General features: G+C 60.9%; 12 protein-coding genes and 1 pseudogene. 3 read left to right on the top strand and 10 right to left on the bottom strand.

Annotated features, from left to right (window positions below):
- Positions 1 to 26: 26 nt before the first annotated feature.
- From XI02_RS11290 to XI02_RS11270, 5 genes are read right to left on the bottom strand one after another with little or no spacing between them, the layout of a single operon-like run.
- On the bottom strand, positions 27 to 1979 hold the full coding sequence (locus XI02_RS11290) for a hypothetical protein (protein ID WP_129964862.1): 1953 nt from the start codon (positions 1977 to 1979) through the stop codon (positions 27 to 29).
- Complete coding sequence (locus XI02_RS11285) at positions 1976 to 2950, bottom strand: hypothetical protein (RefSeq protein WP_168856693.1); 975 nt, start codon at positions 2948 to 2950, stop codon at positions 1976 to 1978. The genes XI02_RS11290 and XI02_RS11285 overlap by 4 nt, the downstream gene beginning before the upstream one ends.
- Before the next feature lie 4 nt (positions 2951 to 2954).
- Positions 2955 to 3971: a hypothetical protein gene (locus XI02_RS11280; protein WP_168856692.1), complete on the bottom strand. Its 1017-nt coding sequence runs from the start codon at positions 3969 to 3971 to the stop codon at positions 2955 to 2957.
- A complete protein-coding gene (locus XI02_RS11275; protein WP_168856691.1) occupies positions 3971 to 5035 on the bottom strand; it encodes a GTPase-associated system all-helical protein GASH in 1065 nt (354 codons plus the stop codon). Before XI02_RS11275 ends, XI02_RS11280 begins: the two co-directional genes overlap by 1 nt.
- Positions 5035 to 6363 (bottom strand): metallophosphoesterase, encoded by a 1329-nt coding sequence (locus XI02_RS11270; RefSeq protein WP_233475505.1) that lies wholly within the window; start codon positions 6361 to 6363, stop codon positions 5035 to 5037. Before XI02_RS11270 ends, XI02_RS11275 begins: the two co-directional genes overlap by 1 nt.
- A 322-nt stretch (positions 6364 to 6685) precedes the next feature.
- Between XI02_RS11270 and XI02_RS46315 the strand changes: the two are divergent.
- From XI02_RS46315 to XI02_RS46310, 3 genes and pseudogenes are all read left to right on the top strand, one after another.
- A pseudogene (locus tag XI02_RS46315) lies at positions 6686 to 6979 on the top strand (hypothetical protein); the annotation flags it as partial.
- A gap of 54 nt (positions 6980 to 7033) precedes the next feature.
- Entirely contained in the window at positions 7034 to 7195 is a 162-nt protein-coding gene (locus tag XI02_RS45260; RefSeq protein ID WP_233475504.1) for a hypothetical protein, read from the top strand.
- The gene (locus XI02_RS46310) at positions 7132 to 7416 is read left to right on the top strand and encodes a hypothetical protein (protein ID WP_369527353.1); all 285 of its coding nucleotides are present in this window, start codon (positions 7132 to 7134) and stop codon (positions 7414 to 7416) included. The genes XI02_RS45260 and XI02_RS46310 overlap by 64 nt, the downstream gene beginning before the upstream one ends.
- A gap of 695 nt (positions 7417 to 8111) precedes the next feature.
- Here XI02_RS46310 and XI02_RS11250 read toward each other — a convergent pair.
- The 5 genes from XI02_RS11250 to XI02_RS11230 all read right to left on the bottom strand — a co-directional run bounded on the left by XI02_RS11250 (position 8112) and on the right by XI02_RS11230 (position 15351).
- Complete coding sequence (locus XI02_RS11250; protein WP_168856688.1) at positions 8112 to 9227, bottom strand: PLP-dependent aminotransferase family protein; 1116 nt, start codon at positions 9225 to 9227, stop codon at positions 8112 to 8114.
- 86 nt (positions 9228 to 9313) lie between these two features.
- Positions 9314 to 10423 (bottom strand): hypothetical protein, encoded by a 1110-nt coding sequence (locus XI02_RS11245; RefSeq protein ID WP_168856687.1) that lies wholly within the window; start codon positions 10421 to 10423, stop codon positions 9314 to 9316.
- 81 nt (positions 10424 to 10504) lie between these two features.
- Positions 10505 to 13219 carry a CehA/McbA family metallohydrolase gene (locus tag XI02_RS11240; protein WP_168856686.1) on the bottom strand — a complete coding sequence of 905 codons (2715 nt, stop codon included), beginning with the start codon at positions 13217 to 13219 and terminating at the stop codon, positions 10505 to 10507.
- Between the two features lie 87 nt (positions 13220 to 13306).
- The gene (locus tag XI02_RS11235; RefSeq protein WP_168856685.1) at positions 13307 to 14572 is read right to left on the bottom strand and encodes an extracellular solute-binding protein; all 1266 of its coding nucleotides are present in this window, start codon (positions 14570 to 14572) and stop codon (positions 13307 to 13309) included.
- 17 nt (positions 14573 to 14589) lie between these two features.
- A complete protein-coding gene (locus XI02_RS11230) occupies positions 14590 to 15351 on the bottom strand; it encodes a carbohydrate ABC transporter permease (RefSeq protein ID WP_370181241.1) in 762 nt (253 codons plus the stop codon).
- Between the last annotated feature and the right edge of the window lie 272 nt (positions 15352 to 15623).

The raw sequence follows: 15623 nt of genomic DNA, 5'->3' as shown, positions 1-15623 counted from the left end.
TCGTAACGAACTAACGGCAGCTCCCATCAGTCGAGCCACCAGAAGAAGCCTATTCGGCGTTTCGGTTCCCCCGGTCCTACGAAGACGAAATCTATTTCGATATCGGCGAGGCCCGCGCGCGACAACGTCGGCCTGTCGACAATGGTCCGCTTTTGAAGCGCGTGGAGAGCAAGCAATATCCGTCTATTGAGATCCCAGTTGTCGTAGCCGATGCTCGGCAGTGACCTGTCGAGGGTCTGTCGCGCGTTGCCACCGAGTGGCCTAGCGTTAATCGTCGCGCGCAGTTCGGGAAGTATCAAACCAACTAGATCCCAGCTCGCCTGGCTCGCCTCCTCTAGCGCGTGGACGAGGAGGTCGGATTCGATGTCGAGAACATCCTGTTCCGAGACGTCCCGCCGCAGCGAATTCCATCGCGTCGCCCAGTTTTTCGATGATCTTCCAAGCGCGAAGATGCTCCGCTCGAGATTGATCAATCGTACAATTGTCAGCACGTCGGCAAGGCCTGTTGCGTCTTTGAGCAGGTCGAGATCTAAAAGCACGTCCCGGGAATTCGCGACTGGTCGACGCCACGACTGATGGAGTTCGCCCTTGCGAGCAGCGTCGATCACAAATTGTACAGTCAACGCCGGAGCCACCTTCAGCATCTCGACGGCTCCCTCGCCGAGGTCGCGGCGCACGGCGACCTCAATAATCGTTGCCATCACTTCGGAGGTTTCACTGACAGCGAACAAGTGAGAGAGGTCTGGCCCAGCAAGATCGGCGACGGCACGCGCCGTTACCAGATCTGGACGCGCGGTCAGGATTCTCATCCGAAGAGGCGCTGTGGCGACGGAATTGACGATCTCATCGTCGGCGCGGGAAATGGTCCACTCGACGATCGGATCGCGCAATCGATCGAGCCGATTGCCATCCGCCGCGGCGAAGTTGACGACCTCCACCACTTCGGCAGCCGAAAGCCGTCCGAAGCGTTGCGCCATTTCGGAGACGTCGACCGCGGAATCCGCACCTTTCATATCGAGTAGGCGAAGCACGTCTAGGAATGATAGCGGCGGACAGATCGACAGGGAGTTCGTGTCGAACCCCAAGATGTCGTTCTTCAATATCGCTCCATCGTCCTCTTCGGGCACTTCATCGAAGACCTTGACTGCCGCCGCCATCGGAAGCGCCTGCGCCCTCTCCGAAACCAGGAAGGTCTCGACGAGCAGCCGAAAGCGATCCCGCGGATTCTTCATATCGCGCCCGTAGCGCCACAGGAATCGCCGGAGAGGAGTAACCTCACCGCCGCTCGCATCGTCGGTGGCAGTGTCGACCCATTCGGATCTAGCAACCCTCTCGCCAGTTTCAGGAAATGCCACTTGGACATCGTACCTTGCACTGCGTCGCGGGCGAGCGCCGAACTGCGCGGTTCGGAACGAAAACTCCATCCGCAAGCGGGGCCATTGCTGCGACCATACGGCGGCGATCGCCGCTTCGAGCGCCTCTGCTCCGGCGCTGGCGGTCAGAAACGTGGGCGAGTGCGAGTAGTACTGTCCGATGATCTCCGAGACCAGCTCCGCGCGGGATCTACGCTGCGACGAGGAAGTTGCCTCGATCCTCCAATCCGGCGTCAGCGGTTGCGAATAGAAACTCCGGCTGACGTGCCGCGGGTCCTGGAAGAATGAAAATAAACCCGACATGTCCGCTTGTGTGGCCAAAATCGACTCGTCCAACAAGAGAACATGGCTCCAAACGCAACCCGGTCGCGGCATCTCCGGGGCGGCCCAAGTTCGAATAAGCGCATAATGCCGCGACTCGACGAGAGGCAAACCAGTTACATAGCTCATTGCCGGGTCAAGCTTCACATCGCTGGCCAGGTCGCTCGCCGCGCCCAGATGATACATGTCCTGTGACGGCAAGCGGACCGTAGACGCAAGCTGTCTATGGCCTTCAGCGTAACCGAAGAGCGCGTGGTCGATCTTTCTGGGTATTCCTGTCGTCAATCGTTGCTTTCCAAACCGCTCAACCATCTCACCGGATGGGTCAGGTCATGTTCGGCCGCACCGTGACCGACGACACGGATTCGTTTGCTCGCCGGACGAATGGCCATAATTCGCTTGCGCTCCTCGTCGTCCCTCTCTCCCTTTTTGGGATACATGCCGCCTTGCGCCGAGACGCCGTACATCCGCACCGCATCAGCGATCTCACCGCCCCGCAAAAACTGGTCCAACAGCGGCATGCATTTCGCCAACCATTCTTCAGCAGACCTGTGTTTGGCTAGATCCCAAGCCGAGACGATGACGGCGATCCGGAACGGCCTTCTCGAGAAAGGATCTAAGCGGAGCGATTGGAGCAGATCGACCAGGCGCACCTGCACTGGGGCCTTCGCGGGCTCAAATGGGGGGTCTTCCGCCTTCAGAGGCTGCTGCCTTTCCGGAACCGTCTTAGCATCGCCTACCGCGGCTTGCGTTCCATTCTCATCCTCGTCCCCTTCTCCGTCATCATCGTCTTCATCGAGTTCCTCGTCATCGTCGTCGCCCAGCTTGGCCTTCACGTCCAAGATGGTGACATCGTCCATTTCATAGTTCGCGCTTACAAAAAGGAGCATGCCATCGGCTTTTTTGACAAGCTCGACAAAGTCCGGATCGCAATACCGCGTCGCGAACGCCGTCTGAAGGCTCTCGCCCGCGATATCCCTGAATTCCAGGGAAAATTCGGCGCCGCTCTCCTCATGGCGAAGATTTATTCTGACATCCTCCACCTCCTCGGATTTCGTCCGCTCTAGCCGCCAGCCATCGCTCCAGCGCTGCGCGATCTTCTCCAAGTATGCGAAATTGCCAGAGTGAAGTCCTTTGGCCAGTACCGTTGGGACCTCGCGGCTGTCGACCAAATGCCAAAGGGCAGCCGCAAAAGTCGATTTCCCTGCCTCGGACAATCCGAAAACCAAGTAGTTCTTGGAATCTCGCTCGTTCATGCCGTCACCATTTCGCCAGCAGACGGTCAATCTGCCTCGACGCATCGTGGACTGCCGGTTGCACTACGCTCGGAAGTGATGGCGGAGCCGTCCATCGCTCCAAGGTCTCACCTAAACCCAGATATCCGGTTTCGAGATGGGATTTTGGCAGCGCGCATACGCGATGGAAGCCGAATTCGATGCCGGCGGATTTGAACTCCTCAACGAGGCGAGCTTCGTAGTCGGCGAGGATCGCCGCGCTCTCCGCCGCCCGTTCGGGCCGGTTGGTCGCGTCGATCTTGGTCGCCAGCACTTCGATCGCGACGTCGTCGCGGAACGCACCGTTATCCCGAAGCGCGTAGATCATCTGTTTGAATTGGCGGCTATAGCCAGCATGCCGCTCCGGATTGGTCAGCTTTGCCGCATTGAGCACGAAGCACGCCCGATCTGCCAAACGCAGCTCAGCGAGTTCCTTGACGAGTGCGGTGTCCTGCCTCGCGGCTTGGTATGCCTCTCCCGATCTATCGGAGATGATGAGATGAGACACCGCTCGCCCGGTGTTGGGCCGAAGCGCCAAGTGAAAGAAGGCTGTCGGATCGTCCCTGCTGGTCCGGGGCGTCTTCGGGGATTTGCGTTCGGAATTTAGCAGTGCCAGATGATGGCGTCTCGCGAACCCTACCAGCGTTCGACTGCCTACGAAGTCGCGATCACCGATCGGCCCTTTACAAAGAGAAGCGTAAATGGCGGCGATCAACGTAGTCTTGCCGCTGCGTGGCTCTCCGATGACGCTCACCGTTCGGATGCGATGTCCGCGGGAGAAGGCCTCCAGATCTTCCATCTCCATCGTTTCGCCGGACGAGATGCCAACGGCGGGAACAGCGCGTTGAGGCTTCGGCCGTGGAGCCTCGGAAGCGACTTGAGAGGGCTGGGCCGATTTCCCAAAATGGGGGCACAGTTCGACCGGATCGTGCTTGAGATCGCAGGCCCCGGTTTCTGCGACCTTGCAACCTGGGCGTTGACACAGAACCGGCGCGGCGTTCATCAGATCGATCCGGCGTTCGTCATGGATACCCGTTCGCGGAATGCCTGTGTGGCCAGTTCGAGATGGGTCAGCTTCTCACCGGCAGCGTCCGGAGCCATTTTTGTAAACTGGTTGACCCAATCTCTGTCGGCGGAAGCAAGTCGCAGCGCGGTAAGCACTGGAAACACGTCGGGAGCACTATCCAACTTAAGTCGAGCGAGTTGAGAGGCGTCGAGGCCGGCCACGGCTTCCACCAACGACGTAGTCTCTTCGCCTTCCTTGCCGAGCGAGTGTTTGAGGATACCGTACGCCCCATAAGGTCCTGGCGAGAACTTGACCATGGCCCCCAGATCTACGCCGGAGACAAGGCCTACGCTTTTCTTCGAGATGCTGGTCCTCGGAATGTCGAGAGCGTTGCTCCAGTCTCCCACATGCCACCAAAGCATGTCGATTTCCTCTGCTAAGCGCAGGTTGTCCTGCCTCAACGCGAGGTAGGCGTCGCTGAGAGCGGTGACCGCCGCCTCGGAGCCGGTGCGCAGATCCTGTACCAAAGCTTCGGCCAACGCCGCCGTTCGAGGCGCGTCGAAGCCGTTCGTCATCTCGGTCTTCTTCGCCGAATGGTCGGCCGCCTTCGGAATGCCTATCTTCGCTGACGGTGCGGTCATCGCCGCCTTCTTGGATGACGCGGCGATGACATCCCGGGACCGCGTCACGAGTTCGCCATTGTCGAGCGCTGGTCGCTTCCCTGCATAAGACGAAGCGAGAGCAATCAGCGCGGTAGTGGTAGCCGTTTGCCCTTGCGCCACGAAGTGCCGTAGCACCAGCACCGCGATGCGACCTGCCTCCGCAGCGTCCTGGGCGACGAAAAAGTGAGGATCCGCATCGTGCAAGGGCTTCTGAAACCATTCGGCATAGACGGCCGCGTCGTACGGAAGATTAAATGCCAGTCTGCCCAGATCGACGATCTGGCCCCACGTGATGCTCTTTACGATCTGATCGAAGCCAGCTTTCCTCAAATCCACGACGGCACGATCGGTCGCAGGCTGTAGAAGTTTGTAGGACTCGATGAAGTTGAATTCCGCCATTACCGTCCCCCGTCGGCCAATATAGCATCGATCTCACGGTCCAGTTCGGCCAACTGTCCGCGCTGAGCGGCGCGACGGACCGCTGCGACCGCGACTTCGTAGTCCTTGAGTTCGTTGTCGCCGGTTTCGTCGAGCTTCATTTTGGCGATCAGACGCCGCTGCTCCGGCTCCTTCAGCCGAAAGATCTTGGTCGCCACCGTTCTGACGGTCACGGGCTTTGCGGGCTCGACCATCGGCAACTCCAGGGCCTGGGGTATGGCTTCCACGACTATATCCTCGTTCTTTTCGACCTTCGCCGGTTGTTTGGGGCGCTGCCATGCTGGCAGGTCGAAGAAGTTTTCCCGCACTTCGTTCTGGTGACGATCGGGTATCGCTATGAAATGATCGACTTCGTGGCCTCTTACCCAGACCTTGACCACCAGTTTGCGCTGTCCGTTGACGTCGGAAGTGGATGCGTCGATCCAATTGTAGCCGGGCTTCCATCCAGGTGCATCGCGTTCGGGCTGCAGCGCGCCAGCACGAATTCGGACGAAATACTTGTTCTCCTCGACACGTTCCGTGTGTTCGTGTCCGAACAGCTGCAACTGGACCACGCCGTTCATCCGATCTTCGAACGGCCCCCTATTCTTGATCCAATTGAATGGATGGTGGCACATGACGAGATGGGCCACGTTGTCGGCGCGCGTAATCTGCGCGGCGGCAGGATCGACGAGCATCGTGTTCTCCGCATCGCTCAGATCAGAAACGAGGACCGAATTGAAGCCCCAGAGCCGGAGAAGCGACCCGTCGTTCAGTTCGACATCGCGCGTCACGAAAGGCTTCGAGACGTTGGGGATGACCTTGCCGTCACGACCTCTGATGTTGTAGGGGCCGACCGCGCACAGCAGTTTCGCCGCGAAGTGCCGATTGTAATTCTCCAGCGGGCTAAAGAGGATCTGAGAGGACGACGGGTCATGCAACCACGTCCTGAGCTCATCGTCGATTGCCCCCGCTTTCGTCGCACGGAGATCCCGTCGCGCCGCCTTAAAACCGGGGCCGGCCTCCGCTTTGAGATCGACATCGTGGTTCCCCGGGATGGAGAGCACATTTTCGATCGCGCATTGCGCGGCCGGACACAGCTCCTTTTCCAACCAAGTGTAGGCGAAATCGTATTCTTCCTTCCGCCCCGCATACGCGATGTCGCCAGACAGGAGGATGATACCGGGAGGCCCGAGGCGGCCCCGCATGTACTTTACATCCTGTATAAGATCGTCCCGCAACCCGCGGTTTGGGTCGTCCGGCTCCCCTATCTCTCCGTGTTTGAAGTGGATGTCCGAAATGTGCAGCATAAGCATGTCGTTACAAGACCCTCAGGCTCTCTGGTGCGGCACGGGGAAACACGCCACCCTCACATTCGATATAAATGTTCCAGAGTCATCATGCCAGCGTGGAGGTTACAGCCCCTGCGAGGGCATGCGGCAGTGCAGCAAAGGCCGAAGAAAGCGTAAAGCCCTGGCGGGGTTGACCTCGATTGCTACGAATCGATGTTCGCGTGAATAAGTGAAGCTCCAGCACGATGGAGCGAAGCGTTGCCAAGCCAAGACTGGTCGACAAGGTCAGAAGCCGCCTTCCTGACGATTTTCCAGACGCCAGCTTGACGGAGCGCTGGCGGTGCTCACTCAGGAGAACAATCCCGCGCGGGCCAACCAATCCGCAAGTTCGTTTCGCGAATTGACGGCACACGTGCTCGAACTGATGGCACCCGATGCCGACGTGATGCGTTGCCAGTGATTCAAGCAGGATAAGAACGTTGAAGGTCCTACGTGCAGACAGCGGGCGCTGTACACTTGCCGTGGAGGGCTGACTGATGCATTCCTCAAAGGCAAGCTCGGCATCAAACCCGAAACGCTTCACTCTGGCCTGGGCCCCGCCTTCCAGGACCTAAACAAGCGGACCCACGTCCGACCAGAGACTGAATTAAAGACAGAGGAAGAAATCGATGAATTCGCGGAGAACGCGTTGGTCGCGCTTGACGATTTGTTCGAGACGATCGACGAGATGAAAGATCGTGTCGCCACCGCCTTATCGCGGGCGCTGAGCGGCGCCGCGACCAGCGCATCAATCAAACGATCGGTGAACTCGACGAAATCTCGGGTAGGTACGAGATTGGAGGCGTCCTGATCGACGATCCTGAGATATTGAGTGTGGAGGCGGATAGGATCCGGTGCCGCTTCACCGGATCAATCAGCGTTACGCGAATGGCCGGCGGCAAACATGACCCGGTGGATTTCAAGGAAAGCTTTCCCTTCGAATGCACGACCTCAGCGCCTGCGACGGCGCCGGAGGACTTCGATCTCGTTGATACGACTATAGAAGTCGACACTTCGTCGTGGAGGGAATGAGTCCAACGGAAATAGCGCCCAACCAGAGCAGTTGTCGCTCGCGCGCAGCCCAAGTCGTAAAGTGCAGCATTCTCTCGAGCGTCCCGAAATAGGCTAACTCGACATCATGCTTCTGTTCGCAAACCGATCAGAGGTTGTAGGCGCACCTAAGCCTAATCGACTCATTCTTATTGCGCCTCCGACTCGTTCTTTCGGAGGCGGCATAACGAAGCCGGAGTGCCGCGCGAGCTTCGAGCTCATGGGCTTTTGGATCACGCGACTAATGGACGGGCCCCCCGACCGAAGCCTTAGTCCCCTGGATCAGGAAGAATGTCGAACTCCAGGCAACTTGTACTGAAGCATCTCCGCCAGCGTTCGGCGCCGCTCGATCAGGTGCTCGACCAGCGAGAGAACAATTCTATGGAATTGGTTGCCTTCAGGGGCATCAAAAGAAAATAAATCTCTTCGGGCGCCAACGCCCGGTAGCAGAAAGAGCCATGCACCTACCGCCCCACTCTTAAGCCGTGATCGCCCCGGTTTAAGTGTGTCGGCATAAGCTGTACGGCAGGAGTGCCCTGATGGCGTACCATTCAGGGTCGGCAATCGTGGGGTTGTCCGGGCATCCGAAAGAGAAGGCAGGCCTGTACCGGAAACAAGTTCCCGATTCCTGACTGGAGGATTCGCCGGCTGTCTGGCCGGCCATCCGACCGGCAGATTTATGGCTTCACGGTCTGCATCGCAGCACCACACCGGCCCGGGCCGATTATTCGTGCAAGGCGGGCAAGGCCTTCCTCCAGGGATCCGGGCGAAACGTCGGCAAGAGAAACCCGAATTCCGTCCAGACCATTCGCATTTTCGACTGCGAATTCAGAGCCGCTTCGTATCAGCACGCCCTCCATTCGGGCCTGGTCGACAAGTTCATCACCTGAAAGGACATCGCTCTTCAACCAGACATGCAATGCGCCAATGCAGGAAGTGGAGATCCCGGGCATCAGCTTCACCACAAGTTCGCGTCGTCGTCCTGCTTCGAGGCGTATTGCCTGAAGCAGATCGTCAGCTGCGCCCTCCAGAATGGCACGGGTGGCCATGGCGGCGGAAGGAACGGACGCGTACCACATTGCCATCGCGCCAAATCGCGACATGACCTGCTCGATTGCGGCCCTGTCAGGTGCGACGACATATGCGATCCGCGCACCGACGAAAAAGCACTTCGACAATCCCATCACGGTCCATGAAATATCCGGAGCAATGTCGGAAAAGCCCGGCGGGAAATCTTCGCGAACGAGGCCCTGCGGGTCGTCCTCGAGGATCACCACCTCATGGCGGCGCGCGATTTCCGCGATCTGCGCCCGCCTGCCCGATGGAATTGTGCATGCGGTCGGATTTTGCGCATTCGGCACACAGTAGAGGAGTTTGGGCCGGTGAACATGACACGCCGCGTCAAACGCTTCAGGAATCAGCCCGTCGGCGTCGAGTGAAACCGGCACGAGGCGAATTCCAAGGATGTTCGCCGCGTCGCGTACCTGGGAGTAGGTAGACGCTTCAACCGCAATCGAGTTGCCCCGCCCGACCAGCGTCTCGAGAAGGATCAGCAACACGTTCCAGGTGCCGTTCGCCAGGAATAACCTGTCGGTCGGGATCAGGCCCCTATTGCCCCTGGCAAGGTATCTTTGCGCCGCAAGCAGATCGTCGCGGCTGCCGAGCCGCCGATGATGACGCATCTCGTCTGCACCGTCCCAACTTTTTGCCAGCGACAGTAATGTCCTTCGCAGGTACTCGTCCGCCCCCGCTACGCTGGGAGAGGTAATACGCCTAAGATCAATCATGTTCATGTTTCCCGCGCCTCGGTTGCGACCGGAACGATGGCGGCATCAGGTATCTGCCGGAGCGGTCTCACCCCGGCTGTTTCAGTCGAGATTCAGCGATGCGAACCCTCCGCCGGTCGCGGCGGTACGCCGTCCCTGATAGCCTGCAGTGCGTCCTTCAGGGCTGCCAGTTGCCGGTTGAGATCGGCCAGTGCCCTGGCCGTGGCGCCGGCGCCCATCTCACCGACAAAGAAAAAGTGCCCTCCGTCGACGGTACGGTTCATGCCCTTCGGCCACTCCCCGGCCAGCGCGCGCAGCCTGGTCCAGCTCTCGCACGGCAACCGGTTCAGGTCAGCTCCTGCCAGATGGTTGCGCAACAGGCCCATCAGACCAATGGCGCTCCATATCGCAGCGTCCGCCAAAGCGTGCTCCGCATCGCTCGAAGCCGTCGGCGAGATCGTTGCGCATAGCGGCGCCTGCTCGAAGGCGAAGGCCTGCGAGTCTGCGAGGGCCGCTTCAACGCTCGTGAACCGTCCATCCACACCGAGGCGATCGACCTCGCCGCGAAGCATGAGCGGGCCCTCGCCGTGATAGTGGATGCTGTGCGTTTCCGCGCTGATGATCGTGCGGCCGGCCAGCCGGTTGACCTCTTCAAGGCCGGCGATCGTGCTGTCGTGGTACAGGCTGGAATCCCACAGACCGTCTGCCCGGACCGGCTCGCCCTGCGCCAGACGGGGCGAAAGGCCGGGCCATGGCGGGCGCGCGCAAAGCGACACAAAGCCGGTCACGGGGACACCGCGCTCCATCAGGGCACCGTTGAGACGCAGCACGCCCTTGCCAGCCATGCTCCAGCCGGCGAGCAGCACCGGGCGCCGGCCAACCATATTCGCCGTGATTTCCGCGACACCTGCCGCCCATCGCGATAGCGTCATCAAGGGATCCGGCCTTGAAAACACCGGGTGGCTGGTCGGATAGGAAATGGCGAGCAGCGCCAGTCCACAGGCTTCGAGATGGTGGTCCAGAAAATCCTCTCGCCGCGCTCCGGGATGACCATAGGCCACGCGCGCCAGGTGCGCTCCTCCTGGCAGGAACAGCACGACGGGCCCGCCGGGTTCGAGGCGGGCATGCACCAGGAACTCGCCTGCTGCGTTCGCAACGAGCTGTTCCCGGTCGAAGGGCGGCGATCGCTCCCCTGCCCTTCGTTCGAGCCCAGACAAGGTCATGAAAGGTCCTCCCGGGATGCAGTCGCATGCTCTGACGCCAGCCCGGCCTTGCCGGCGATGTTGCGATCGCTCGCGCAGGCATCAGTCATCGGAGCTCTCGCCGGTCAGAGCGATCCAGTGCGGGCGGGCCAGTGGATGATCGCGCAGGATCGCCTGCCGACCTTCATCGAGGCGCGCCAGATGACACCGGCGCTGGCGCTCGCTGCGCCAGACGGCGAGCTTCTCCAGGTAGGCTGCGCCTCCTTCGAGCAGGGTGAGCAGATAGCTCGCATCTTTTGTCGAAGTCTGACGCCGGTTACCGACGCGGACGTAGACAGGTGAAGTATGGGCACCGATGTCGATGGGATGTTGCGTATGCAACCTGCCGCGACCGAAGCAACGCGCCGCAATCCATGAGCTGCGGTCGATGGTAACTGTTGCATCAAGGCTAGCCGAAAGTCCGTCAGCACCTGCTTTCGCGCTGGCGACGACCTCGCCGTTCTGTACGAGGTCGATGACTTCAAATGGCTGGGCCGAACGGGCCTGCGCCGTGATACGTACCTGTCCGCCCCCCTCGGCCAACTGAATCTCTTCGCCCGGCATCCTGCCGTCGACGTCCAGTTCCAGCATCGGGCCGGTGGAGACAAAGGTATGTCCATGGGCAATGGCGCTACACCATCTTGCGTAATCGAATTGCGCCCTATCGCCAAGAAAAGCATAGGTGCGCAGCGCGCCCAGCGCGGTACCACTGGACATCTTGTCGGTACCTCCGACGGCTGGCAGGCGGTAGCCCGCATTGAGGTAGGCGTACCATTGCCGGACGCCGGGACAGTCAAACGGCGTCTCTCCCCAATGGCCGTCGATGTGGAGATGGGCGGTGAAGTCGAAGTTGAACCATCTGACTTCCACAGCGTCGATCAACCCGAGCGCAATGGCCGCGGTCGCCTCCGCATGCGGCGTAGGGATCAGCTGGTTGAACACGAGGCCGCCCTGCATCTTGCAGGCCGCACACCAGTCGACAAGGCTGACGTCTTCCCAACCGCCGATATCATCCCGCTCCGCCCCGCCGCTCGACAGCGGCAGGATAGGTTCCTTCAGGTTCAGCAAGAAAACGTCGCCCATCATGTGATGGCGATTTTCGCTGTCGATGCGCACGATTCGATCGGACAAGCCGCTGTTGTATTCGCGCGCGATGCCGTGCCCGACACCTGTGAAAGCGCGCCCCCATTGAGCGGCCAGAAGGTTGGTGACGTTGACGTCTTCCGCCGCGCTCTCCAGCGTCGCCGTGACCGGGTCAAGAAAGTGGACATGGACATCGCCGCAATACCAGCCCCGCCGGCGGATATCGCTCCACCGCTCGAGCTCGAAGAGCAGTTCGGTTTGGCCTTGCCGGATCTCGAGAGCTGTGCGTATGACCTTGTATTCAAAGCCGTGAACGATTTCTGCGGCGACCTTTCCAACGGGCAGCACGATTTCGAAACGGCCCGGAACGTAGGCGTAACTCATGCTGCCCAGTTCGAGATCGCCACCGACGTGCTGGCCCCAGGCATCGTCGACAAACGCGGTATGAGCGAGCGGTGGCAAATACTCGCCATGGGCGCCGCGGAAGTGAACGCGTGAGGGCAGCTCCTGGCCGTCGCTGGCGTCGACGACCCGCACCTTGAGCCGTACCCGGTCGTGAGCGGCCAGCCTGACGGGTGAGTTGTTCTTGAGAATATCCTGCCAGCGAAAGCTGAGCAGCGAACTCCCCCTGCGCAGGAGCAGGCGAGCCTGCTGCGCTGCTGTAATTTCGGCATGGACCAGCGAGGCAGGCTGCTTCGTCACCGGGGCTCCCCAGCCCTTGACCGGAGCCGCCAGCCACTCGTCGAGCGATTGCGGCGGCAAGGCCGAGCATCGGGTAATCGTCCCCAGATCAACGGCCAGAGCCAGCTCTTGCGGGGCAAAACCATCGACCGGGACAAACCGAAGACCCGGCGTGCAGTCATCCGCACAAGCCTCGCTGAGCTTCGTACCAGGCAGGGCGGCAAGGTCGATGATCACGCCTTCCCGCGGCCCGCGGCGCAGCGGATTGGCTGAATCGATCGAGAGTGTGATGCCTGCAACGAAAACCACATCGGCATGTCGGGCCGTCAAGCCGATCGCAACGATCTCTTTCATCGGCGAAGGGTTTTCGAGCGCCATCAACCAGCAGGTCTGGCGGCTGTCTGCTGGCCCGGTCGTGATGCCGGTGAAGCGGGCGCGGCTGTCGAGCGGTCCGTCCTGACGCTCCGTGCCCCGGTGCACCGGCTGGTAGGCGGTATGAGGCAGTGCGGCATAAGCTTGCGTGCCGAGTGTCCCCTGCCGCCCCGCGATTTCAAATCCTCGTCGCACGGGAATTTGCGCGCGTCCGCCATCGGCGAACTGGATCGTATAGGTCGCCAGCAGTTCTCCGGTCTTTGCATCCGACCGCTCGAGGTCAGTAAAATGAGCAACCAGAATGCCGGCAGCGCGCTGCGGCCGGTGCAAGTGGATTGTCGCCTGCTGCGCGAGGAGGCCAGCCTGGTCAGTCAATGCAAGCCAGCGGCACCCGCCGTTGAGCGCGGGATCGACGAGGTCAAACGGAATGCCATAAAAGTACTGATGGCCCGCCAGGAAGCCTTCGAGGTCGGCGCCGCCACCGGACGGCCATTGCCGCACCGCGGGTCCCCTCTCGCTCCAGCGCCACCGGCCGTCCGCGGCCTGTTGCGGTCCAGCATTCGCATGCGGGCCCAGATCGACCGGAATAAAGCGGCGAGCGCCCGTTGCGGAAATCTCAAGGTCAGGCTGAACAGGCTTCATTTCGCCAGGATCGATTGCCGGCAAAAGAGGCCGTCGCATTGGGGCACGCATGAACGGTAGAGTCGCGGACAACCGCACCGGCCATTCTCAGTGTGGCAGCAGCGCATCGACGTCCTTCCCGAGGCTTGAGAGCGCCGCGGCCGGATCCTGCTTCTGCGAGACCACGAGATAGCAGTGATCCTCGATGGCCTTGATGATCCTGGAATTGTTCTCGCCCGGGAACGAGAACCAGCCTGTCATCATCGCAATACGCTGACTGGCGATGCGATGCTCCGGGTGGGCGTCGAAGAACCTGCCGAGTCCGGCAGGATCGCTGATCGCGGCGAGATTCACCGGCACGTAGCCGGTCGCCTCGACCATGATGGTCTGACCGGCCGGTCCGACTGCGAATTTGATGTAGTCCCAGCACGCCTTCTGCCTGTCGGGATCGTCAGTCAGCATGACAATGCCGTTGCCGCCGGCCGGAAGTCTGTCTGCCGTCGAAGAGACCGGCAATGATCCAACCTTCAGCCGGAAATTGCCGGCGGCTGACTGCTGGAAGCCGGTCAACAAACTGCTTGCGGTGAACAGGATACCGAGCTTTCCCGCCCGGAACGCCTGCCGGGCCTGCTCTGTATTGAGCGCCGGCTGGCCCTCCTTTCCCAGACGTTGCAACAGCTGCAGCGCCTGAAGGCCGGCCGGGCCGTCGAAGGTGATCCTAGTTTCGTCCTCGCTCATCATGCGGCCGCCGAAGGCGCCCACCAGCGTCTGGAACGACCAGCCGTTGTTGGTGTATTCGACATAGAGGCCGCCGGTCCCCTCGCCGAGGGCGTTGATTTTCCTGCCGAGCGCGATCACGCCATCCCAGTCGTCAGGCAGGTTGTCAGGATCCCCGCCGGCCTGCTTCACGAGATCCATGTTGTAGAAGAGCACGGGAACGGAAATTGCGAACGGCAGGGCGCAGGTTTTGCCGCCGTATGACGCAAACGATGTCACTTCTTGCGGAACGCCGATCGTGTTCCACGCCGGATCGCCTGCGATGAAGCGATCAAGCGGCACCGCTATCCCGCGATCAGCCAAGGGCCGGATCTGGTTCAGGCCCTGGTGGGAAATGTCGGGCAGCTGCTTCGTTATGTTCTGCCGCAAGGTCTGCTGGACGAGGCCGTCATAGTCGACGGCTGGGCTGTCGAGAACGACCCTGATATCGGGACGGGTCTCCATGAAACGCTGCGCAAGCGACTGATACAGACCCCTGGCGGGGGCGGACGCATAGGAAAGGCGGATCGTCGTCTGCGGAAGCGCGGCGGCGCCAAGGATCGGCGTTGCGGCCGCAGCGCTTGCCGTCGACAGGAACGTCCTGCGTGAAAGAAGCATCGATCGTCTCCGTTGGCCTATTGTTTGACGGCCCCGCCGGTCAGCCCCTCGACGAACCAGCGCTGCGCGGCAAGAAAGGCGATGACGAGGGGCAACACGACGAGAGTGGATGCGGCCATGAGAGGACCGTAGTCATTGCCGGCCTCCCCGTTCCGGAAGGCCACAATGCCGAGCGGCGGCGGCATCAGCGACTGGTCGCGCACTGCGATCAGCGGCCAGAAAAGATCGTTCCAGTGACCGACCACCGAAAAGATCGAGAAGGCGATGATTGCCGGCAGCGCCATCGGCACCATGATCCTCCAGACGATGGCAAGTTCAGAAAGACCATCGAGCCGCGCGGCGTGGACCACGTCATCAGGAACGGTCCTGAAGAACTGCCGGAGCAGGAAGATGCCGAAGGGCGAGACCATGTATGGGAAGACGAGCGCCGCGTAGGTGTTGAGGATGCCGAGCTGGTAGGCGAGGACGAAAAGCGGCAGCGAGAGCACCTGTTGCGGCAGGAGCAGGCCGATCATCACCATGCCGAACAGCAGATCGCGGCCGGGAAAGCGAAGCTTGGCGAGCGCATATGCGCAAGGGGCGCATACGATAATCTGGAGCGACAGGATGAAGGCGCAGACGATCAGGCCGTTGCCCATGTAGCGCGGCAGCGGCGCCTCGGTGAGCGCCCTCGTGTAATTCTCGACGCCATAGAATTGCGCCGGCCAGAACGATGCGCGGAAGATTTCGCCCGGCGGCTTGATCGACAGCGATACCATCCAGACAAAAGGAGCGATCATCACCGCTCCGGTGACAAGCAGCACGGCATGTCGAAGAGCCGCGGCACCCGGCGACAGGTGGCTGGTGGATGTGACGCCGCTCATTGACAGGATACCGCGCCGTCCATGGCGCTGGCCTTGCCCATGGCGAGCGTCACGAGCCGGGCAGGAAGGACAACGGCAGCCGTAGCCCGTTCTGATACCCTCGATACATGTGTGGCCATCGCCATTACCCGATCGTCAAGCGCTTGCAGAGCACGGTCTTGCGTTCCCTCTTCCGTTGAGCGCGTCGC

Origin of the sequence: Bradyrhizobium sp. CCBAU 21365 (assembly GCF_015291305.1) — a bacterium.
In the GTDB taxonomy this organism is placed as follows: domain Bacteria; phylum Pseudomonadota; class Alphaproteobacteria; order Rhizobiales; family Xanthobacteraceae; genus Bradyrhizobium; species Bradyrhizobium elkanii.
The sequence above is the reverse complement of the archived record's forward strand: the minus strand, read 5'-3'. Positions and strand labels throughout refer to the sequence as shown.

Coding starts and splice junctions, on each gene's coding strand:
- XI02_RS11275 (WP_168856691.1), bottom strand. CDS start 5,035: ATGGCGGAATTCAACTTCATCGAGTCCTACAAACTTCTACAGCCTGCG.
- XI02_RS11280 (WP_168856692.1), bottom strand. CDS start 3,971: ATGAACGCCGCGCCGGTTCTGTGTCAACGCCCAGGTTGCAAGGTCGCA.
- XI02_RS11230 (WP_370181241.1), bottom strand. CDS start 15,351: ATGATCGCTCCTTTTGTCTGGATGGTATCGCTGTCGATCAAGCCGCCG.
- XI02_RS11235 (WP_168856685.1), bottom strand. CDS start 14,572: ATGCTTCTTTCACGCAGGACGTTCCTGTCGACGGCAAGCGCTGCGGCC.
- XI02_RS11250 (WP_168856688.1), bottom strand. CDS start 9,227: ATGAACATGATTGATCTTAGGCGTATTACCTCTCCCAGCGTAGCGGGG.
- XI02_RS11240 (WP_168856686.1), bottom strand. CDS start 13,219: ATGAAGCCTGTTCAGCCTGACCTTGAGATTTCCGCAACGGGCGCTCGC.
- XI02_RS11285 (WP_168856693.1), bottom strand. CDS start 2,950: ATGAACGAGCGAGATTCCAAGAACTACTTGGTTTTCGGATTGTCCGAG.
- XI02_RS11245 (WP_168856687.1), bottom strand. CDS start 10,423: ATGACCTTGTCTGGGCTCGAACGAAGGGCAGGGGAGCGATCGCCGCCC.
- XI02_RS11270 (WP_233475505.1), bottom strand. CDS start 6,363: ATGCTGCACATTTCGGACATCCACTTCAAACACGGAGAGATAGGGGAG.